The organism is Rhodophyticola sp. CCM32, from assembly GCF_004751985.1.
Classification (GTDB): Bacteria; Pseudomonadota; Alphaproteobacteria; order Rhodobacterales; family Rhodobacteraceae; genus Rhodophyticola.
The window spans coordinates 1,452,170-1,472,556 of sequence record NZ_CP038492.1 but is presented as its reverse complement, the minus strand read 5'-3'; the positions used below and the strand labels follow the sequence as shown (position 1 = coordinate 1,472,556).

Here is a 20,387-nt window from a genome sequence, read left to right as displayed (position 1 = left end):
CCAATCAGATTTAAAGAGTCGGGTTTCGGGGTTGCGCGATGCGGCCCGATCGCCCGCCCCGCCGTTTGGCCACGGGCGGACGGGCCAGCCCGTCGCGCAGGACCTCGGTCATCGGGTGATCATCCTGCCCTGCCCCGTGACGGGTCAAAAGCGTGTCGATGGCTGCATGCGGGTCGGGCATCGACAGGCTCAAGGCCCAGTCCATGAAGATCGACCGGCATTCCGACAGGGTAATCCCCTCGATCAGATAGGCCTCGCGGATCAGGCCCTTGGGGTCGTTTGCATCACCCGGTTTGCTCATTCTTCCTCCGATGGCGCGTCTGCCTCTTGTGCCAGCACCGCGCCGATCATCCTTGCAGCTTCTGCGCGGGCCGCGTCAAGCGCAGCGGTCAGTGTTTCGATATTCTGAACCCCGGCCGCACGACACAAAAACGCGCACCCGCCCATGCCGATCTCATCAAGGTCCAGATCGCGGTCGGTCAGAAGCCGCGTGGCCTGCTGCAAAGACGCAAATAATTGATGGGTCGCGGTCAGGCTCTGCGCCTCTTCTGCCGTCAGCCAGCCGATGCGCGGCATCGCGGCAATCTGCCCCGCCACATCCCGGGCCGGATCACCTGCACATAAGGCGGCAGCCTGGGCCAGCAACTCGATATCCTGCCCGCCGCCCGGGCCATCCTTGACGGCCAGTGCACCGGTGGCCGGCGCGCGCCCTGCGGCCTGCACCCGCCCGCGCATCTGGGCCATATCCGCCAGAACCCTGCCGGGCGCCGGGTGCCGGGCCAGAACATCCCGTCGCACGGCTTCGATATCGGCCAAAAGGTCAGGGGCGCCGGCCACGGGGCGCGCCCGGGTCAGGGCCATATGTTCCCAGATCCAGGCCTCTTTCATCTGGTATTGCCGGAACGCCGCCAATCCGCTTGCCACCGGCCCCTGCCGTCCCGACGGGCGCAGGCGCATATCCACCTCATAAAGCTTGCCTTCGGCGGTCGGCGCGCCAAGCGCGGTGATCAGCGCCTTGGTGGCCTTGGCAAACCAGGCCCGCGGGTTCAGCGGGCGGCGGCCTTCGGTCATCTCGACCCCGGCGGCATCATAGATCACGATCAGGTCCAGATCGGACCCGGCGCTTAACCGTCCGGCCCCCAGAGACCCCATGGCCAGCACAGCCCCGCCGCGCCCGGGGGCAGGCCCGTGGCGTCTGGCCAGATCGGCACAGACAACCGGCCAGAGCGCGGCAATCACCGCATCGGCCAGCGCGGAATACTGCGCGCCCGCCCGTTCCGCATCAATCAGCCCGCGCAGATGATGCACCCCGATCCGAAAATGCCATTCTTTCTGCCAGCGCCGCGCCGCATCAAGCTGCGCCTCGTAATCAAGCCCGTCCAGTTGCGCCGCCAGATCCGATGCCAGATCCTCCTGCGACGGCCAGTCTTCAAAGAAACTGCCGCCCAGAACCGCGTCGAGCACGCCTGACTGCCGCGACAGATAGCGCGCCAGCGCGGGCGCGGTGGCACAGATATCAACCAGCAGATCAACCAGCGGCGGATTGGCCTTGAACAGCGAGAACAGCTGCACCCCCGCAGGCAGGCCCCTGAGAAACCCGTCAAAATTGCCAAGCGCCTCATCCGGCCGCGCCGCCCGCTGGAACCGGGCCAGCAGATCGGGTTTCAACTGCGCAAAAATCTCCTGCCCCCGGGCCGAGCGCAGGGCCGGATAGCCCGGCCAGCGATCAACAATCGCGCGCGCGGCCTCGCTTAGCTCCACCACGACCTCCGGCCTGCTTTCCGGTGTGAAAAACGGTTCGGTCAACCCGTCCACCGCAATCAGGCGCGCGGTCAAACCCTCGCGAAACGCGCCCGTATCGCCCGCACCGCAGAACCGCGCCAGCCGGTCGAACCCTTCCGGTGTATTTGGCAGATCATGGGTCTGGGCATCGGCAATCATCTGCAGGCGATGTTCCACCTCGCGGTGCTGCCGGTAATGACCGGTCAGGTCTTTGGCCACATCCTCCCCGATCCAGCCTTTTGCGGCCAGATCCGCCAAAGCCGTCACCGTTTCGCGGCTGCGCAGATCCGGGTCGCGCCCGCCCGCCACCAATTGCCGGGTCTGGGCGAAAAACTCGATCTCGCGGATGCCACCGGGCCCCAGTTTCATGTTATGCCCGTCCAGCGCAATCGGCCCGTGCAGCCTTTTATGGGAGCGGATGCGCTGCCGCATGTCATGGGTATCCTGGATCGCGGCGAAATCCAGATGTTTGCGCCAGACGAAGGGCACCAGCGTTGTCAGAAACCGCACGCCCGCCGCGATATCGCCTGCCGCCGGGCGTGCCTTGATATAGGCGCCCCGTTCCCAGCTTCGTCCCTCGGCCTCGTAATACCGTTCAGCCGCCGCCATCGAGATACAGACCGGCGTGACACTGGCATCCGGGCGCAGGCGCAGATCGGTGCGGAACACATAACCCTCAGCCGTGTTTTCAGACAGGCTGGCCGTGATCCGCCGCGTGGCGCGCACGAAACCGGCGCGGGCCTCCATCTCGTCGGCGGGGTCAAAACGGGTCTCGTCAAACAGGCAGATCAGGTCGATATCCGAGGAGTAATTCAGCTCCCCCGCCCCCATCTTGCCCATGGCCAGCACCACCATGCCGGCGCCTTTCGCCGCATCCTCCCCGGTCATGCCGGGCAGTTTGCCACGGCTGATCTCTGTGCCTATATGGGCCTGCAACGCTGCCTGCACTGCGGCATCTGCAAAACCGGTCAGCGCGCCGGTCACCTCTTCCAGCGACCAGATGCCCCCCAGATCGGCCAGCGCGGTCAACAGCGCCACACGCCGTTTCGCCTGCCGCAACCCGCTGTTCAGACCGGGCCCGTCCAGCGCCTGCGTCTGCGCGACGATCCCTGCCTGCGCGGTCTCGGGCGTGCCCGCCAGCATCCCGGTCAGCCATTCGGCCTCCTGCACCATCAGACGGGCCAGATAGGGGCTGCACCCGGCACTGCCTTCGATCAGAGGGCGCAGTTCGGGCGCCAGATCCGGGAACCCGGCCAGCGCCTCGGCCCCGCGATCGGGATCATAGGCAATCGGGTGGCGGGTGAGACGGGTGGCAAAACTCATGACATCGCGCCGGTAGCCTTCTCTGCGGGGTCAAGGGGGGTGTCCTGGCTGAAGATATTGCGCCACCCGCCCCCGTCCCGCCGCCAGATGGAGCTGACCAGCATCGCCGCATCCGCCCCGTCAGGGCGCCGATACTCCGCATGATAGGCATAAAGCCAATGATCCGCGCCCAAAGCCATCATATGCTCTTCGCTGATCCGGTAACCGGCCACGGTCGGACCACCGGCCAGTTGCCCGCAATGATCCGCGCGCCCGGCAAATCCCGAGGGGTAGACGCCCAGAAAATCAGCGCTCAGCAGCGCCGCATCGGCCCCCGCATCGCCGGTTTTCAGCGCCTCCCACACCGCGCGTTCGGCCTGTTTGATCATATCGCTCATTTGCACCTGCCTTGCCTCTTGCCGCCCCTTCCGATCCTTGCAATGGTCCGGCATCGCAAACAAGGAAGAAACCCCGATGAGCAAAAGCCTGAAACGTGTGGAACGCGCCCTGGCCGAGGCGGGTGTGACAGGGACGGTGCTGGACATGCCCGCCACCACACGCACCGCCGCCCAGGCTGCCGAGGCCGCAGGGTGCGAGATAGACCAGATCGCCAAATCCATCATCTTCCGGGCCGAGATCAGCGGCGAGGCCGTGCTGTTCATCACCGCAGGCGGCAATCAGGTGGATGCCGCCAAGGCCAGTGCCCTGGCGGGGGAACCGCTTGGCAAGGCCGATGCCGATCTGATCCGCGCCCAGACCGGGTTTGCCATTGGCGGGGTGGCGCCTCTGGGGCATCTGAACCCGATCCGCGCCTGGTTTGACCCGCGCCTGTCTGCCTTCGATGTGGTGTATGCCGCTGCCGGCACACCGCGCCATATCTTTCCAATTGCCCCCGATCTTCTGCAATCGTTGAGCGGGGCGGTGGCGGCGGATTTCGTCACGTAGAGCACCGGATTGTGATTCCGAACTGCCGGGCGGAATGGTCGTGTGAGGAGGTCCAGAATTTCAGGCCGAAGCTATAATTTGCAAAGTGGAAAACTCCAGTTTTCCACAAGGAATTCTGGAGAATTCCTGTGACCAGGTTTTCAAGACGCGCGATGGACCACCCGCAGAACTGAACGCGCCGCGCGCAGACCCGGTGCCTCCCCCCCCGGCCCAGCAATTCCATGGTCCGGGCCGCCGCGTCCTGCTGCGCCTGCCGCGCGGTTTCATCCTTCAGCAGGTCCAGCAGCGCCTTTGAAATCAGATCAGGGCGGCAATTCTCGGCGATATATTCCGGCACCGCCCGGCTGCCCGAGACCAGATTGACCAGGGTCAGCGTGTCGATCTTCAGCATCGCGCGGATCACCTGTTTCGACAGCCAGTTGATATCATAGGCGATCACCATCGGCGTATCCGCCGCTGCCAGTTCCAGACTGACCGTGCCCGAGGCCGCCAGCGCCAGATCGGCTGCGGCAAAAGCCGCACGTTTTTCCAAGCCATAGGCCCCGGCCGTCATTGCACCCGGGTCGATGATCAGCGGTTGAACCGGCCAGGTCTGTACCTGCTCTTTCAGCCCGTCGGCCACATTACGCAAGGTGGGCAGCACCACATGGGCGTCAGGATGCGCCGCCAGAACCGGACGCAGCGCTTCGCCGAATACCGGGGCCAGCCGCGCGACCTCCCCCCGGCGCGAGCCGGGCAGCACCAGCACCAGCGGGGCATCCTCCCCGATCCCGTGGCGGGCGCGGAACGCCTGCACCTCCTGCGCGCTGGCGACCGGTTCGGTTGTCACCGGATGGCCGGTAAAATCGCAACTCATGCCTGCGGCCTCCATCAGCGGCGGCTCGAACGGGAACAGGGCCAGCACATGATCAACCGACCGCGCCATTTTCCGCGCCCGCCCCGACCGCCAGGCCCAGACCGTGGGCGCGACATAATGGATTGTAGGCATATCCGGCGCCTGCGCTTTCACCTTGGCCGCAACCCGCAGGGAAAATTCCGGGATGTCGATGGTGATCAGCGCGTCGGGTTTCAGCGCCGCCACCGCATCGGCGGTCTCGGCCACACGTTTCAGAAGCGAGGGCAGGCGCGACAATATCTCGGCCAGGCCAATGACGCTGAGCACCTCCATCGGGAAGATCGAGCTCAGCCCCTCGGCCTCCATCAGCGGGCCGCCGATGCCATGGAATGTGATATCCCGGTCCAGCGTTTTCAGCCCGGCCATCAGCGCCGCGCCCAACCGGTCGCCCGAGGGTTCGCCCGCCACAAGGAATACCCGCAAGCTCATGGGGTGGCCCAGATCGCCACATCATGGGTTTCGGCCTCGGCCAGCACCGCGCGGCGATCCAGCAGCAACACACCGCCCGCGGCAACCTCGATCCCGTCCAGACCGGCGCGGGCAACGGCGCGCACGGTCTCGGGCCCGATCACCGGCATATCCACCCGCAGATCCTGCCCCGGTTTCGGGCGTTTGACAAAAACACCGCCCATATCCGTTCGGCCCCGGGCGACGAAATTCAGCATCGCATCGGTGCCCTGCAAGGTTTCGATCCCCAGCATCTGACCGGCCGCCGCCACAGCCCCCTGCCCCACATCCAAAGGTCCCAAAGCCTCCAATACCGCGCGGGCCCGGGCCGCATCCACCTGCTGACGATCTGTCGGGATGCCCGTCAGCACCCCCTCGTCCAGCACCAGATCCGGGCGCAGTTCATGGGCGGCGCGCACGGTGAAGCCCTGATCTTCCAGCAAAGCGATGATGCTGCACAGCAACCCGTCATCCCCCTGCGCGAGTGCTGCCATCAGGCGCGGCATCAGTTCCATGGTCTCTGCATCCAGCGCCGAGGGGTCGAATTGCGGGCGGGTCATGGCACCGGCCAGGCAAAGCTCATCAATGCCTTCCTCCCTGAGCCGGGTGAACAGCCGCCCCAGTTGTTCAAACCGGGCCGGGATCACCGGCGTGCCATGGGCCTTGATCTCAACCCCGTCAAACACCACCAGATGCGCCGGACCGGCTTTCAGAAGCAGACCGGGCAGTGCCCCGGTTCCGGCGATGATCGCACGTGCCATCGGCCTATCCCGGGGTCAGAAAGGACCGGTCCGTCGCGGCCAGCACAAAATCCGCGATCTCGCGCACATAGGCACTGTCGCCGCAGGTCTCGGGCAGGCGGCGGGCCCGGTCCTGAAACGCGCCCTCCCCCTGGGCCAAAGCCTGAAATGCGGCGCGAAGCGCGGTGATATCCTCGCGGCTGACACCTTTGCGTTTCAGTCCGACAAGGTTCAGCCCCTGCAATTCGCCGCGCGGCGCCATGACCAGCCCGTAGGGGATCACATCATGGGTCACCATGGTGACCGCCCCGATGATTGCGCCGCGCCCGATGCGCACGAATTGATGCACCCCGCTGAGCCCGCCGATGATCACATCATCCTCGACGATGCAATGGCCCGCCAGCGAGGCATTGTTGACCATCGTCACCCGGTCGCCCACCTGCGCGTCATGGGCCACATGGGCCCCGGCCAGAAACAGCCCGTCATCGCCCACCCGGGTCACCCCGCCGCCACCTTCGGTGCCGGTATTCATGGTGACGGATTCGCGGATACGGTTGCGTGCACCGACAATCAGCCGGGTCCGTTCACCGGCGAATTTCCGGTCCTGCGGGATGTCACCGATATTGGCGAAGGGAAAAATCTCTGTCCCGGCGCCGATTTCTGTCCAGCCGGTCACCACCGCATGGGATTTGAGCACCACGTTTTCGGCCAGCACCACCTCGGAACCGACCATGCAGAACGGGCCGATCCGGCAGCCGGGGCCAATCACCGCCCCTTCCTCCACCACGGCCGAGCCGTGGATTTCTGCCGAAGGGTCAATGCTCATGCGGCAGCCTCGGGCCCCGGGGCAGGGTCGGGCAGGTCCATCATCGCGGTAAATTCCGCCTGTGCGGCCATCTCGCCATCCACCGTGCCGGTGCCCTGAAACTTCCAGACCTTGCCGCCGGGCTTGCCACGGCTGACCGTGACCGACAGTTCCAGCACATCCCCCGGCACCACCTTGCGGCGGAATTTGCATTTATCAATCGCCATGAAATAGACCAGCAACTCCTTATCCGCCATATCCATGCTGATCCCCACCATCGCCGCCGCGGTCTGGGCCATCGCCTCGATGATGGTGACACCGGGCATGATCGGGGTGCCCGGGAAATGTCCCTGAAAATGCGGCTCATTGAAGGTCACATTCTTCACGCCGACCGCGCTGGTGAACGGCACGATGTCGCGCAGCCTGTCGATCAACAGGAACGGATAGCGATGCGGAATGATCCGCTGGATCAGATCAATATCGGCGGTCTGGGGAATATCGGCAGTCATGGGCGGACACAGTCCTTATTGGGTCTTTGGCCTTATTGGGTCTTTGGCCTTACTGGGTCTTTGGCGGCCTGGGCAATCGGGCAAGACCGATCCTGCCCTGACGCCCGCCTCTGGTAGCAACTCGTCCCCGGCGCGGCAAGATGGCTTGCGCCGGGCTGCTATGATTTGCCAAAGGCCGCGCCCGGCCCGGGCCTGACAGGCTGACGGGTGGTGGCAAACCGGTTCAGGGGGCATTTGTCGCGGGGTCAGAACCGGCATCTGAACGCGGCACGGGCAGCCTTGGACCATCGGTCTCCAATAGCGGCCCCTCGCCGCCATCACCGATCCGGTCATCCACCCAGATCAGTGCCGTTGCGGTGATATCCACCGTCTCGGCCGACAGCAGCACCGCGCGGCTATCCATGATCACCGCAGCCCCGCGGTCCTGCACAAGTTCCAGCAGGATCGGGAAAGCCAGTTCGAAAAACTGTTGCCGGGCGGCATCCGCCTGATCATTCAGCGATTGCGCCTTGGCGTCCTGGGCGGTTCGAATCTCTCCCACGCGGGTATCAAATTCATCGGCCAGCACCCGAAACGCAGTCGGGTCCATGCCCTGGCGCTCCTCGGTCAGCCGCATTTCCTCTTCGGTCAGCTGTGCCTCGATCTCACGGTTTTCAGCGGCAAGGCGTTCTCCGGCCTGCTCCAGTTCCTGCTGGACACGCTGACCGAATTGCGAGCGGGCAAAAAGCGCATCCTGATTGAGAACCAGAATCCCCTCGGGCGCTGTAAGCGGTTGCACTTGCTGCGCCGATATCTGCCCAGCCGGGCAAACCAGCAAGACCCCGACACTCAGCGTCAGGGCGTGCCAGAAACAGCGGGGCCGCATCAGCGTCATACAGGCACCTCCCCTTCAGCGTTTCGACGTCATGTTGCAACGCGCTAGAACCGGGCCTCGATGGTCAGATCGAAATCGCGCGTGCGGTCATAAGGCAGGGTATCAATCGCGTGGCTGAAATTGAACCGCAGCGGGCCAATGGCCGTGTCCCAGAAAATCGAGAACCCGACAGAGGAGCGAAAATGCAGGCTGTCATCCACCTGCACACCGCCGGTTCCCGAAGTGTCATCAAGACCCCAGACCGTACCGATATCCGCGAACAACCCGCCCGAGATCCCGTATTCATCGGGCAGCCCCAGAGGAAATGCCGCCTCGAAGCGGGCAACGGCAAAGAAGTTACCGCCAAGCGCATCATCATTGCCCGATGCAAGGTCACGGGGGCCCAGACCACGTGGTTCAAAGCCGCGCATCTGCCGGCTGGACAGAAAGAACCGATCCGTGAACCGGCTGTTGCCGTTGAACATATACAGCCCGCCACCCTCGATTGTGGCCCGCAGGGTCACTTCCTCATTGGCAATCGCCGTTTCGCCAGAGGCAAGCGCCGTGGTGCGGATATATTCATTATCCCCGCCCAGACCGGCCACTTCCTGACTGAACCGCAAAAACACCCCGGCATTGGGATTGAGACCCGTATTCCGTGTGTCATAGCTTAGCGTATAGCCAAGCAATGAGGTGGTCCGGCTGCCCTCTTCCCGCATAAGAATTGCCGAACTGTCTGACGGCACATCCAGAATTTTATCATTAGAGAGGCGATAGAAAACAGCCATCCGGCCATATTCACTGATCGGGAAGCCAAGTGTGGTGCCGAACCCTATATTCTCGGTGTTGAAACTGGCATTTTCCTGATTTGTCTCGTTATAGAACAGATCCAGCCCAAGTGACAGATCGCGGCGCAGAAAGGCCGGTTCCTCGAAGCTTAAATCAAATCCCCGGCTATCCGACGCGGTGCTGAACGAAAGCCCTACACTCTGCCCGCGTCCCAGAAAATTCTGTTCGGCAAAGGAAATGGCCAGACCTGTCCCGGTGTCACTGGAATAGCTGACCGAGAAGCCCAAAGAACCCGTGGGTTGTTCTTCCAGATCCACATCAACGATCACCTGATCCGATGCCGTGCCCTGGCGGCCTTCCACCTGCACATCCGAAAAATAGCCAAGCGCCCTGATCCGTTCCGAAGCCTGACGGATCGCACGCGGGTCGAACGGGTCGCCTTCGACCGTGTCAAACTGGCGGCGAACCACCCGGTCAAGCGTGGTGGCGTTGCCTTCGATATCGATCCGTTCGACAAAAATACGGTCCCCGCGGATGACGGCGAATTCCACATCCAGCGTCAGATCCGCATCATTGCGGGTGATCCGCGGTTCAACCCGGACGAAACGCAACCCCTGACGGGTCGCAAGATTTTCCATCCTGTCGATCGTGTTGTCGATCAGCCGCGGGCTGTAGGTAAGGCCCGGGCGGATACGGATCGCTTCGAAATATTCATCCACATCAATTTCGGGCAGATCGCTGACCACGGTGATCTGCCCGATATCATAGCTCTGGCCTTCACGGATGTTGAAGGTGATGAAATAGGCATCACGCCCCCGCGCCAGTTCCGAGGTGACACTTTGCACTTCGAAATCCACATAGCCCCGGTCGCGATAGAAATCCGTCAGCAATTGCTGGTCAAACGGGATGCGGTCGGCAACGAAACTGTCCCGGCGAATGATTGCGCGCAGCAATCCGGCCTGGGTGCTTTCCAGAACCCGGCGCAGACGACGGTCTGAAAAATTGCGGTTGCCGACAAAGGCAATACGTTCGGTTTCGACCACCCGGCCTTCGGTCACTTCAAAAACCAGATCGACCCGGTTGTCACTGCGGCGGATGATCTGCGGGTTGACGGTTGCGGTCAGACGACCGGCCTCGCGATAGGCATCGGTGATCGCGGCGGCATCCTGTTCCGCCACAGAAGGGGAATAGACCCGGCGCGGCTGTGAGGTCATGATCAGCAAGAGGTCTTCATCATCCAGACGGCGATTGCCCTCGATATTGATCCGGTTGATGGTCGGGTATTCCTGAACAATGATCACCAGGGTTGATCCGCGCGGCACAACCTCGACACTTTCGAACAGACCCGAGCTTTGCAGGTTCTGCTGTGCATCATTGACCTGGCCTGCGGTCACCGCTTCGCCAGGTGCAATATTGGCATAGGTCAGAATTGTACTTGCTTCGATGCGAAGATTGCCCTGCACGTCGAATTGCGAGAACCGAAAGTCCTGCGCCGTCACCGGCCATGCCAAAAGGCAAGTCAGACACAGCGCCGCAAGGGGTGCAAACAACCCTCGCCACCGTCCTTGCCATCCTAGTGTGAGTATCGTCCGATTGCTCATCGAATCCTGCCCCGTTTTGACCCGCATCCTCATGCCCTGCCTACCGAAGCGCGGGGGGGTTGTCAAAACGATCCATCGCAGCCTGTAGGGGTTATCCACAGGCTGTGTCACAATATGCATGCCCCATTCCCCCTTCGGGGCCGGGCAGGATATTCAAAATCAACGGGGTCGGCGCAGATCAGATCGTCGCGTAGGACAGCAACCACCCTGCCACGGTCAGCGCGCCGATAATTGTCAGCGGAACCAGCAACCGGTCCACATTGATCTGCACAAAGAAGCTGATGCCGTTATAGCCTTGAGAAAGCAGTTTCATCTCGGTCGCCCTAATTCTTCTCTCTCCTGAAGAGAGAAATTTGCATATTCAGATATGGGTGATGAATCAGATATGGGTGATGAATATGGCGCGATTTGGGCAGCCACAGGGCGCTTTGATGATTTGCCTTTCGTTAAGCCTTTGCCTTTACGGGCAGAAAATATCGTTGGTCAGTGCGAACAGCATCAATGACAGCAGCAGCGTCAGGCCGATGGTCATGAAAATCTTCAGCGCCCGGTCCGAAGGCGGCTTGCCCGCCACCGCCTCATAGACGTGAAAGATCAGATGCCCGCCATCCAGAACCGGAATCGGGAACAGGTTCAGCAGGCCCACAGCCGTGGACAGAACCGCAATGAACCAGATGAAATTGTCCAAACCCTGGCTGGCCGCAGCGCCGGATGTCTCGGCAATGCCGATCGGGCCTTGCAGATTGCAGCTTGAGATGGCGCCGGTGATCATGTGCCACAGGCCCGACAGGGACGACTGAATGATGAAACCGGTCTGGCTGATGCCAAACTCAGCGGCCTCAAACAGGCCAACCGGCTCGGTCACCGGCTCAAAGAACAGGCCGCCGCTGATCCCGATCAGCCAGCGGGTTTCAAACCCGCCATCGGCCAGGGGCAGATCCATTCGCCGGGGGCTCAGCGTGATCTCCAGCATCTCGCCCGCGCGCCAGACCCCCAGCACCATGGGTGCCCCGTCAGAGGCTTCAACCGCGTCGCGCAACTCAGCGAAGGCATGAATATCCACCCCGTCGGTGGACCGGATCACATCACCCACATCCAGCCCGGCCTGGATCGCCGCCGATTGCGGGGTCACCGCGTCAATCACCGGGATCAGGGGAAAGCCGGCTTCGATCTGCATCACCTGACCATCGCGTTCGATATCATATAAAAGCGCCGGCGACGGGGGCAGTGTGTCACGGCTGAGCGTGTAGATATCCGCCAGGCCGGTCACCGGCTGCCCGGCGATGGCGGTAACCAGATCACCCTCTTGCAGAACCGCGATATCCGCAGGCAGGGGTTTCACCACGCCAATCCGCGCCTCCTCCACCGCCTGGCCCGAAACCATCACGACGCCCGCGAAAATCAGGATCGACAGGATGAAATTGAACACCGGCCCCGCCGCAACGGTGGCCGCCCGCGCCCAAAGCGGGGCGCCATGCATCGACCGCCGCCTTTCGGCCATGTCAAGCGCATCTATCGCCGCCCCGTCCTTGCCCGAGGCTGCATCGGCATCGCCCAGAAATTTCACATAGCCGCCAAACGGCAGGGCCGCGAGTTGCCATCGGGTGCCGTGACGATCCATCCGTTTGAAGACAACCGGCCCGAATCCGATCGAGAACACCTCTGCATGGATGCCTGACCAGCGGCCGACAATGTAATGCCCGTATTCATGGATCGACACGATGATCGACAGCGCCAGAACAAAGGCCAGCACCGTGAATGCGATGTTGCCGAACTGGGGGATGAATTCCATGCTATGTACGTTCCTGTATTTTTGTGACCTGCGCATCGGCCTGTTGTCGTGCCAGATGGTCTGTTTCCAGTACGGTCTCAAGGGTGTCTATGGCATCGGTGAGGCGAATGTGGTGCGAAATCCCGTCAAATGTGGCCTCAACCACATGGGACATGTCCATAAACCCGATGCGACCGGCCAGAAACCCGTCCAGCGCGATTTCCTTGGCGGCGTTGAACACCGCACCCGCATGGCCGCCGGTTTCCATCACCTGACGGGCGATTTTCAGCGCCGGATAGCGTGTATCGCAGGGGGCCAGAAACTCCAGCGTTGCCAGTTCCGCAAGGTTGAGCCGTGCCACCGGCACAGGGCCCCGGTCAGGCCAATGCAGCGCATAGCCGATGGCATGGCGCATATCCGGCGCCCCCAGATGCGCCATCAGCGCCCCGTCGCAGAACCCCACCAGCGCATGGACGATGCTTTGCGGATGCACCACCACCTCGATCTGATCGGGGCGGACGCCGAAAAACTCCCTTGTCTCGATCAGTTCCATCGCCTTGTTGAACATCGAGGCACTGTCGATGGTGATCCGCTGGCCCATATCCCAGGTCGGATGCGCCCCCGCATCGGCGATACCGGCCTTTGGCAGCGCCTCAACCGGCCAGTCGCGCAGCCCGCCGCCCGAGGCGGTGAGGATGATCCGTTCCACCGTGTCGATCCGTTCACCGGTCAGCGCCTGAAACACCGCCGAATGTTCGCTGTCCACCGGCAGGATGGTCGCCCCGTGGGCCCTGCCCTCGGCCAGCAGAAGCGGCCCGGCGGCCACCAGGCTTTCCTTATTGGCCAGCGCCAATGTGGTTCCGTGGCGCAGCGCGTGCAGACCGGGGGCCAGCCCCGCCGCGCCCACAATCGCCGACATGATCCAGTCGGCGGGGCGGTCCGCCGCCTCGATCAGCGCGGTGTCCCCCGCCGCGGCCTCAACCCCGGTGCCCGCCAGCGCTGCGCGCAACGGCGGCAGGCAATCCTCGAACGCGGTCACCGCCAGATCGGCCCCCACCGCCACCGCATCGCGTGCCAGTTGCGTTACATTCCGCCCGCCGGTCAGCGCCACCACGTCATACCCCCGGGGTCGCGCATGATCAGATCAAGCGTATTCTGCCCGATCGACCCGGTGGCGCCGAAGATACTGACCTTGCGCATCGGTTCTCCCTAAAGCGGCATCAAAGCGGCATTGGCGGGAATTCGGTCAGGCTTTCGACCAGAAACAGCAGCAGCGCCGCCCCCAGCATCCCGTCAAACCGGTCAAACACGCCGCCATGCCCCGGCAGAAGGGTTGAACTGTCCTTGACGCCCACCCGTCTTTTCAGCGCGCTTTCCGTAATATCGCCGATCTGGCTTGCGATGCTCAACGCGACCGAAATGCCGATCAGCTCCACACCGGACCCGGTGAGTTTCATGAACCCCGCCCCGACAATCCCGGCACAGATCCAGCCCGCCACAGTGCCCGACCAGGTTTTTTTCGGGCTGATCCGGGGCCAGAATTTCGGCCCGCCGATGATCCGGCCCGCGAAATAGCCAAAGACATCGGTGCCCGCGACCACAAGAACCAGCCATATCATCCAGATCAGCCCGAACTCCTCGCGATGGATCAACAGACCAAACCCGGCAAACAGGATCAGCGCGGAATGGGCAATATAAAGCCCGCGGGTCTTCCCAAGAAGCACAGCCCCCGCAAGACAGGCCAGCAGCAGGAGCAACAGGCCAAATCCGACCGGCAGCAGCTTGGCCACCAGCAACAGCAGCGCCGCCATGATCCCGATCAGGCCGGCCCGGCCGGCACCGCCACCCAGCATCCGCACCAGTTCCCAGACCAGCGTGCCGACGATCAGCAGGACCAGAGAGATATACCACCAGCCCCCAGCCAGACCGCGGCCAGACCGATGACCGCCATGGTCACCCCTGTGGCCATACGCAAGGCGAGATCGGAAAAACTATCGCGGTTGAATGTCATGGCCCTGGGCGCGGATCAGGCGGGAACAGCGCCAAAACGGCGGTCGCGCGCGCCAAAACGGTTCAGCACCTTGCGAAATTCTTCAGGGGTGAAATCAGGCCAGAGCGTGTCGATAAACTCATATTCCGCATAGGCCGATTGCCAGAGAAGGAAGTTCGAAATCCGCGCCTCGCCACTGGTGCGGATCACCAGATCGGGATCGGGCAGCAGGCAGGTATCAAGGTATTTCGGCAAGGTTTCATCGGTTACCTCGCGCGGGTCCAGCTTGCCTGCGGCCACATCATGGGCCAGCCGCCTTGTGGCCCGCGCCACCTCGTCCCGACCGCCATAATTCAGCGCAACAGTCAGGTTGATGCCCGTGTTGGTGGAGGTCAGAAGCTCCAGATTATCCATCAGATCGACCAGTGCCGGTTCCAGCCGGACCCTGTCACCGATAAAGCGCACCTGAACATTCTGTTCACAAAGTGATTGTGTCTCGTGCCGGATATAGCGTTTGAACAGCTTCATCAGCCCCGCCACTTCCGATTGCGTCCGCTTCCAGTTCTCGGTCGAAAACGCAAAGATCGTCAGGCATTCAACGCCCAGTTCCGGGCAGGCACGCACAATTTCCTTGACCCGTTTTGCCCCCGCATGATGGCCTATCAGCCGGGTCCGCCCGCGCATCTGCGCCCATCTGCCATTGCCATCCATGATGATGGCCACATGGCGCGGGGTCTTGTCCGTGGACTTGTCTTTACGCGTCATGGTCATATCCGGTTCCTGGTTCTGTGGCAGCTAGGCGTTGACTCAGACCTGCATGATCTCTGCCTGTTTACTTTCCAGCGCGGCATCCACCTTGCCGATATGGGCGTCGGTCAGCTCCTGCACCTCGGCTTCCCAGAGTTTCTGGTCATCTTCCGACATACCCTCCCCCTTGGCCTTCTTGATCTGGTCCATCCCGTCGCGCCGCACATTGCGGATCGCCACGCGGGCATGTTCGGCATATTGCGCTGCAACCTTGGTCAGTTCGCGGCGGCGTTCCTCGTTCAACTCGGGGATCGGCAGCATGATGATCGTTCCGTTCAACTGCGGATTGATCCCAAGGCCGCTTTCGCGAATGGCTTTTTCAACCTTGCCCACCATTGCCTTGTCCCAGACATTGATCGTGACCATACGGCTTTCGGGCACATTCACCGTGCCCACCTGATTGACCGGTGTCATCTGACCATAGGCTTCAACCTGCACCGGGTCCAGCATCGAGGCCGAGGCCCGACCGGTGCGCAGGGATCCAAATTCCGTCCGCAGCGACGCCATGGCGCCATCCATGCGGCGTTCCAGATCGGCTACATCAATCTCGATATCGTCGGACATCTTCCTGCCCCGTTCTTCTGACCATATTCCAAATTCCAAGCGGTTCTAGGCGCTTACTGAACTTTTGTATAGGTGCCTTCCCCGGCCAGTATGCCTTTGAACCCGCCGGGTTCGTCCAGCGAGAACACAATGATCGGCACATCGTTTTCCCGCGCCAGCGCGATGGCCGAGGCATCCATGACCCCCAGATGCTGAACCAGCACCTCATCATAGCTGATCTCGTCATAGCGGATGGCGTCATCATGTTTGGCCGGGTCCTTGTCATACACCCCGTCTACCTTGGTTCCCTTAAAAATAGCCTGACAGCTCATTTCATTCGCCCGCAGGGTCGCCGCCGTGTCGGTTGTGAAATAGGGATTGCCGGTGCCGGCGGCAAAAATCACCACGCGCTTTTTCTCAAGATGCCGGACCGCGCGGCGGCGGATATAAGGCTCACAAACCTGATCCATCGGGATCGCGCTGATCACCCTTGTATAGACGCCAAGGCTTTCCAGCGCCGATTGCATCGCCAGCGCGTTCATCACCGTGGCCAGCATGCCCATGTAATCCGCTGTTGTCCGCTCCATTCCCTGGGCGCTGCCCTGAAGCCCGCGGAAAATGTTGCCGCCCCCGATCACCATGCAGATCTCGACCCCCAGATCATGAACCGATTTCACCTCTGCCGCGATCCGCTCCACCGTGGGCGGGTGCAAGCCGAACCCCTGGGACCCCATCAGCGCCTCGCCTGAGATTTTCAGCATCACGCGGTCATAGGCGGGGCGGCTTGGCGCAGTATCGTCTGGCATGGGCGGTCCTTGAACGAGGGCCTTTGGGCGCGGTACGAGGGATAGCGCAGGCAGGTCATTGAGATTGCCGCAACATGGCGTAAAAGAGGATCGGGTTCAACGCCCGTCTCGGCGTCACGGCGCATACATCAAGAAAATATCGCAAACCATTGATAGACCTGAAAACTCTTTCCGCCGATATGCCGGTTCTGATCGCCGGACCCACGGCTTCGGGCAAATCCGCGCTGGCGCTGTCCATTGCCGAACGGCAGGGCGGGCAGATCGTGAATGCGGATGCGCTTCAGGTTTATGACGGCTGGCGTATCCTGACCGCAAGACCAACCGCGACGGAAGAGGCCCGCGCACCCCATGCGCTTTACGGCCATGTCCCGTTCGAGGCCAACTATTCCGTGGGGGACTGGCTGCGCGATCTGCCCCCGATTCTGGAAGGTGCAAGGCCGATCATCACCGGCGGCACCGGGCTTTACTTCCGGGCGCTGACCGAGGGGCTGGCGCCGATCCCGCCGGTCCCGCCCGCGATCCGGCAGGCCGGTGATGCCCTGCCCCTTGCCGAATTGCTGCATGATCTTGACCAGAGTGATCCGGTGCTGGCGGCCCGTATCGACCGCCGGAACCGCGCCCGGGTTCAGCGCGGGTGGGAGGTGTTTCGCACCACCGGCACACCATTATCCGTCTGGCAGGCCGACACCGCCCCGCCACTTCTGCCACTGGATCAGACCCATGCATTGCTGCTGGATGCAGACCGGGATTGGCTGGCGGCCAGAATCGAGGCGCGGTTTGACCTGATGCTGCAACACGGCGCGCTGGACGAGGCCCGCGCCAATCTGCCCCGCTGGTCAAAGGCGGGTGGCAGCGCCAATGCCATCGGCGCGCCTGAACTGATCGCGCATCTGCAAGGCCGCCTGACGCTTGACGAGGCCCGCAGCAGTGCAATCATCGCGTCCCGCCAATATGCCAAACGTCAGCGCACCTGGTTCCGGGCGCGCATGTCCGGCTGGCAACATCTTGCGCAACCATAAGCAAAATCCCGCACAGATCGGCCATTTCAGGCCATAAAAGTCACTTCCCTTTCACTTTTGCAATCTGTAGCGTCCTTTCATGATATCCAACTCCTATGCCGTCATGTCCCTTGGTCAATTGCGCATGCACCCCACATGGCGGGTGGAGATGCAGCATTCCAACACGCGTCATCACCTCTACTGGATCACCCGGGGTCAGGGCCGGGTGTCTGTCGGCTGCATCACCCGGGGCTATGGACCCAACACCGCAATCTTCGTGCCCGCAGGCACGGTGATGGCCCTTGAACTGCCGCAACAGATACAGGGCCTGGTTCTGCGATTGCCCCCTGATCCGTTGATCGGCCTGCCTGATGACGCGTTTCATCTGCGCATCTCGAATATCGAGGCGCAGGGCAATATGACCGCCCATATAGAACGGATCGAACGCGAGGTTGTGGCCCGGGCCCCGGCACAGGACCGGGCGCTGCGCGCCTATGCCATGCTGGTTTCCACCCTGATCACGCGGGAGTTGAACCGGCAGGAAGGCGCGATACTGCGCGACAAGACCCATCATCTGGTCGAAAAATTCGCCGTTCTGCTGGCGGTCAGCTATCACACAGGCGCCGGTGTCGCTGATTACGCGAACCGTCTGGGGGTCACCCCCACCCATCTCAGCCGGGTCTGCAAGGATGCCTCGGGCAAACCGGCCCATGCGCTGATCCATGACCGCCTGATGCATGAAGCGCGCCATCTTCTTGCCGATACGGATCTGCCCGCGCGGGCCATTTCGGAACGGCTCGGCTTTTCGTCACCGGCCTATTTCACCCGGGCGTTTTCGCAATCCGCCGGACAGACACCAACCGCATTTCGTGCGATGCCCCGGCGCCTGAAAGCGTAATCGGCTTTCCCAAAACAAAAATGTTTTTGAGGTGGTGTCGCTTTCAGACCATGATATTGTCGCAAAGAATACATCAATGGACGGTGGTGCCCATTGACGCGTTGGATATAATATTGCGCAATGACGTCACAGGATTGGAAAGCGCGATAAAAGACGCTCTGAAATCTGATAGAAATGAAAATAACCATGTCACAGGGAGACAAGGATGACAGACCTGATCAAGACAGGCGACCGGGTACACCCCGCCGCCGAAATGTATGCCGAGGAATATAAGCAGGGCAAACTCAGCCGCCGTGAATTCCTCGTTCGCACCTCCTCTATGGGGGTCGCCACCGCCACCGCCTATGCGCTGATCGGGGTGAACCCGGCCCAGGCGCTGGACGAGCGGCAGACCCCACCTGCGGGCGGCACGTTGCGCATTCAGATGGAAGTGCGCGCGCTGAAAGACCCCCGCACCTATGACTGGAGCCAGATGGCCAATGTCAGCCGGGGGATCATTGAATATCTGGTTGAATACCATTCCGACGGCTCCTTCGCCGGCGTTCTGCTGGACAGTTGGGAGGTCAATGAAGACGCCACTGAATACACGCTGCACCTGCGCGAAGGGGTAAAGTGGAACAATGGCGATGATTTCACCGCCGAAGATGTGGCGGCCAATTTCCTGGGCTGGTGCGATGCAACGGTCGAAGGCAACTCCATGGCCACCCGGATGGGCCAGATGGTCGACCCGGAGACCAGCCAGGCGGTCGAAGGCGCCATCGAAGTGGTCGATGATCTGACCCTGCGGCTGAACCTGCCTGCGCCTGATATCACCATCATCCCCGGCATCGCCGATTATCCCGCAGCAATCCAGCACCGCGATCTGATCGGCACCAATCCGCTGGATCACGGGGTCGGCACAGGCGCCTATCGCATCACCAATTACGAGGTGGGTGTGCAGGCGACACTGGAACGCAACCCCGATCACGACTATTGGGGCGATGCCTATCTCGACCGGGTCGATTTTGTCGATCTGGGGCAGGATCCTGCGGCCTGGCTGGCCGGTGCCGAAGCCGGTGAGTTCGATATGACCTACGAAACCGTGGGTGAGTTTATTGATCTGTTCAACGCCATCGGCTGGGAACCGTCTGATGTTGTGACTGCGGCCACCGTGGTGATCCGGCCCAATCAGGACAATGCGCCTTACGACAATCTTCAGGTCCGCAAGGCGATTGCCCTCGCTGTCGATCCTGCGGTCTGTCTTGATCTGGGCATGAACGGTCAGGGGATTGTGGCGGAAAACCACCATGTGGCGCCGATCCATCCGGAATATGCGGAACTGCCCCCGATCACGATCGACAAGGAGGCCGCCTATGCGATGTTGCAGGAATCCGGCCATGCGGATTTCGACTTCGAGATCATCTCGATCGACGATGACTATCGCCGCAACACCACCGATGCGGTCGCGGCACAGATGCGCGATGCGGGCTTTACGGTAACCCGCACGGTGATCCCGGGTTCCACCTTCTGGAATGACTGGACAACCTACCCGTTCAGTTCCACCAACTGGAACCCGCGGGAGCTTGGCGTGCAAATTCTGGCCCTGGCCTATCGCTCGGGCGCGGCCTGGAACGAAAGCGCGTTCTCCAATGCGGAGTTTGACGGGTTGCTGGATCAGGCGCTGTCGATCCAGAATGCGGATGCCCGGCGCGAGATCATGGTGCATCTGGAAACCATCATGCAGGAAGAGGCGGTGACGCTTCAGCCCTATTGGCGCAAACTGTTCCGCCATTACCAGCCCGGCGTGATCAATGCCGAGATGCATCCGAAATTCGAGATCAACGTGCATTATCTCGGCATCGAATCCTGACAGTTCACAGTGAACCGGGGCGGCCTTCAAGCCGCCCCTTTGTCTTTTAAGCGGGTC

General features: G+C 62.0%; 20 protein-coding genes and 1 pseudogene. 4 read left to right on the top strand and 17 right to left on the bottom strand.

What is annotated here, in order from left to right:
- Nucleotides 1–10: 10 nt before the first annotated feature.
- From E2K80_RS07215 to E2K80_RS07205, 3 genes are read right to left on the bottom strand one after another with little or no spacing between them, the layout of a single operon-like run.
- On the bottom strand, nucleotides 11–301 hold the full coding sequence (locus E2K80_RS07215; RefSeq protein WP_135374100.1) for a hypothetical protein: 291 nt from the start codon (nucleotides 299–301) through the stop codon (nucleotides 11–13).
- Nucleotides 298–3,105 carry a glutamine-synthetase adenylyltransferase gene (locus tag E2K80_RS07210; protein WP_135374098.1) on the bottom strand — a complete coding sequence of 936 codons (2,808 nt, stop codon included), beginning with the start codon at nucleotides 3,103–3,105 and terminating at the stop codon, nucleotides 298–300. The genes E2K80_RS07215 and E2K80_RS07210 overlap by 4 nt, the downstream gene beginning before the upstream one ends.
- Nucleotides 3,102–3,482 carry a nuclear transport factor 2 family protein gene (locus E2K80_RS07205; protein ID WP_135374096.1) on the bottom strand — a complete coding sequence of 127 codons (381 nt, stop codon included), beginning with the start codon at nucleotides 3,480–3,482 and terminating at the stop codon, nucleotides 3,102–3,104. The genes E2K80_RS07210 and E2K80_RS07205 overlap by 4 nt, the downstream gene beginning before the upstream one ends.
- A gap of 76 nt (nucleotides 3,483–3,558) precedes the next feature.
- Between E2K80_RS07205 and E2K80_RS07200 the strand changes: the two genes are divergently transcribed.
- The gene (locus E2K80_RS07200; RefSeq protein ID WP_135374094.1) at nucleotides 3,559–4,029 is read left to right on the top strand and encodes a YbaK/EbsC family protein; all 471 of its coding nucleotides are present in this window, start codon (nucleotides 3,559–3,561) and stop codon (nucleotides 4,027–4,029) included.
- Here the strand turns inward: E2K80_RS07200 and lpxB are convergent.
- The 14 genes and pseudogenes from lpxB to pyrH form a co-directional block, all read right to left on the bottom strand.
- Nucleotides 4,022–5,353: a lipid-A-disaccharide synthase gene (gene lpxB, locus E2K80_RS07195; protein WP_338014587.1), complete on the bottom strand. Its 1,332-nt coding sequence runs from the start codon at nucleotides 5,351–5,353 to the stop codon at nucleotides 4,022–4,024. The two genes, E2K80_RS07200 and lpxB, sit on opposite strands and share 8 nt — an antisense overlap.
- The gene (locus E2K80_RS19785; protein ID WP_135374092.1) at nucleotides 5,350–6,132 is read right to left on the bottom strand and encodes an LpxI family protein; all 783 of its coding nucleotides are present in this window, start codon (nucleotides 6,130–6,132) and stop codon (nucleotides 5,350–5,352) included. Before E2K80_RS19785 ends, lpxB begins: the two co-directional genes overlap by 4 nt.
- Nucleotides 6,133–6,136: 4 nt before the next feature.
- Nucleotides 6,137–6,937 (bottom strand): acyl-ACP--UDP-N-acetylglucosamine O-acyltransferase, encoded by an 801-nt coding sequence (lpxA, locus tag E2K80_RS07185; protein WP_135374090.1) that lies wholly within the window; start codon nucleotides 6,935–6,937, stop codon nucleotides 6,137–6,139.
- Nucleotides 6,934–7,425 (bottom strand): 3-hydroxyacyl-ACP dehydratase FabZ, encoded by a 492-nt coding sequence (gene fabZ / locus E2K80_RS07180; protein WP_135374088.1) that lies wholly within the window; start codon nucleotides 7,423–7,425, stop codon nucleotides 6,934–6,936. The genes lpxA and fabZ overlap by 4 nt, the downstream gene beginning before the upstream one ends.
- A 223-nt stretch (nucleotides 7,426–7,648) precedes the next feature.
- Nucleotides 7,649–8,299 (bottom strand): OmpH family outer membrane protein, encoded by a 651-nt coding sequence (locus E2K80_RS07175; protein ID WP_135374086.1) that lies wholly within the window; start codon nucleotides 8,297–8,299, stop codon nucleotides 7,649–7,651.
- Between the two features lie 44 nt (nucleotides 8,300–8,343).
- Entirely contained in the window at nucleotides 8,344–10,668 is a 2,325-nt protein-coding gene (gene bamA / locus E2K80_RS07170) for an outer membrane protein assembly factor BamA (RefSeq protein ID WP_135376510.1), read from the bottom strand.
- A gap of 178 nt (nucleotides 10,669–10,846) precedes the next feature.
- Nucleotides 10,847–10,981 (bottom strand): hypothetical protein, encoded by a 135-nt coding sequence (locus E2K80_RS19780; protein WP_274379256.1) that lies wholly within the window; start codon nucleotides 10,979–10,981, stop codon nucleotides 10,847–10,849.
- 147 nt (nucleotides 10,982–11,128) lie between these two features.
- A complete protein-coding gene (gene rseP / locus E2K80_RS07165; protein ID WP_135374084.1) occupies nucleotides 11,129–12,460 on the bottom strand; it encodes an RIP metalloprotease RseP in 1,332 nt (443 codons plus the stop codon).
- Nucleotide 12,461: 1 nt separating this feature from the next.
- Nucleotides 12,462–13,639: pseudogene (gene dxr, locus E2K80_RS07160) on the bottom strand (1-deoxy-D-xylulose-5-phosphate reductoisomerase).
- Between the two features lie 20 nt (nucleotides 13,640–13,659).
- Nucleotides 13,660–14,313, bottom strand: coding sequence for a phosphatidate cytidylyltransferase (locus tag E2K80_RS07155; RefSeq protein ID WP_338014611.1), 654 nt, complete (start codon nucleotides 14,311–14,313; stop codon nucleotides 13,660–13,662).
- 11 nt (nucleotides 14,314–14,324) lie between these two features.
- On the bottom strand, nucleotides 14,325–14,450 hold the full coding sequence (locus E2K80_RS19945) for a hypothetical protein (protein WP_338014585.1): 126 nt from the start codon (nucleotides 14,448–14,450) through the stop codon (nucleotides 14,325–14,327).
- A gap of 15 nt (nucleotides 14,451–14,465) precedes the next feature.
- Nucleotides 14,466–15,200, bottom strand: a complete 735-nt coding sequence (locus E2K80_RS07150) for an isoprenyl transferase (protein ID WP_135374082.1) — start codon at nucleotides 15,198–15,200, stop codon at nucleotides 14,466–14,468.
- Between the two features lie 36 nt (nucleotides 15,201–15,236).
- Nucleotides 15,237–15,800: a ribosome recycling factor gene (frr, locus tag E2K80_RS07145; protein ID WP_135374080.1), complete on the bottom strand. Its 564-nt coding sequence runs from the start codon at nucleotides 15,798–15,800 to the stop codon at nucleotides 15,237–15,239.
- A 53-nt stretch (nucleotides 15,801–15,853) separates the two neighbouring features.
- A complete protein-coding gene (gene pyrH, locus E2K80_RS07140; protein ID WP_135374078.1) occupies nucleotides 15,854–16,585 on the bottom strand; it encodes a UMP kinase in 732 nt (243 codons plus the stop codon).
- Between the two features lie 179 nt (nucleotides 16,586–16,764).
- Here pyrH and miaA point away from each other — a divergent pair, with 179 nt between their 5' ends.
- From miaA to E2K80_RS07125, 3 genes are all read left to right on the top strand, one after another.
- Nucleotides 16,765–17,604 (top strand): tRNA (adenosine(37)-N6)-dimethylallyltransferase MiaA, encoded by an 840-nt coding sequence (gene miaA, locus E2K80_RS07135; RefSeq protein WP_135374076.1) that lies wholly within the window; start codon nucleotides 16,765–16,767, stop codon nucleotides 17,602–17,604.
- Nucleotides 17,605–17,683: 79 nt separating this feature from the next.
- Nucleotides 17,684–18,481, top strand: a complete 798-nt coding sequence (locus E2K80_RS07130) for a helix-turn-helix domain-containing protein (RefSeq protein ID WP_135374074.1) — start codon at nucleotides 17,684–17,686, stop codon at nucleotides 18,479–18,481.
- Nucleotides 18,482–18,686: 205 nt separating this feature from the next.
- Nucleotides 18,687–20,330: an ABC transporter substrate-binding protein gene (locus E2K80_RS07125; protein WP_135374072.1), complete on the top strand. Its 1,644-nt coding sequence runs from the start codon at nucleotides 18,687–18,689 to the stop codon at nucleotides 20,328–20,330.
- Nucleotides 20,331–20,387 lie beyond the last annotated feature (57 nt).